Annotated in this window: 1 protein-coding gene; it reads right to left on the minus strand. The window is 65.2% G+C overall.

The window, feature by feature from the left end:
- Positions 1-506 (minus strand): NAD(P)-dependent oxidoreductase (locus tag U5782_RS41340; protein WP_322049635.1); only part of this gene is annotated, 506 nt, incomplete at both ends.

A 506-nucleotide genomic window follows, 5' to 3' on the forward strand; every position in this document is an offset into this window, starting at 1 on the left:
TTCGCCGTCAGGAAGTTCAGGCCGGTGCTGACTGCCAGGATGGGCGAGAGCTTTTCGAAACTCACGCCGCGCCGCTCGGCCAGATCAATGGCCTCGGCCGTGAGGAACATGTTCGTGACGCACAGCATGTTGTTGATCACCTTGACCACTTCGCCCGAGCCGAGCGGGCCGCAATGGAAAAGGCGTTCGCCCATCGACTTCATCAGCGGCATCACAGCCTGCACGTGCGCATCGTCGCCGCCCATCATGACCGTCAGCGTGCCGCGTTCCGCGCCGACGATGCCGCCACTGATCGGAGCGTCGATCAGCCCGGCGCCCGCGCCATCCAGCGCGCCCTTGAGCTCTTGCAGGGTGTCGGGCAGCGTGGTGCTCATCATGCACACGATGGGGTGATGCCCAGCGGGGATGGCCTTGATCAGGCCGTTTTCGCCCAGCAGGGTGTCCTTGATCTGCGCGTCGTTGGCCAGCAGGACAATGATGGCGTCGGCTGGGGCGCAGTCGGCCGC

Origin of the sequence: Paraburkholderia sp. J67, assembly GCF_905220265.1 — a bacterium.
Lineage (GTDB): Bacteria > Pseudomonadota > Gammaproteobacteria > Burkholderiales > Burkholderiaceae > Paraburkholderia.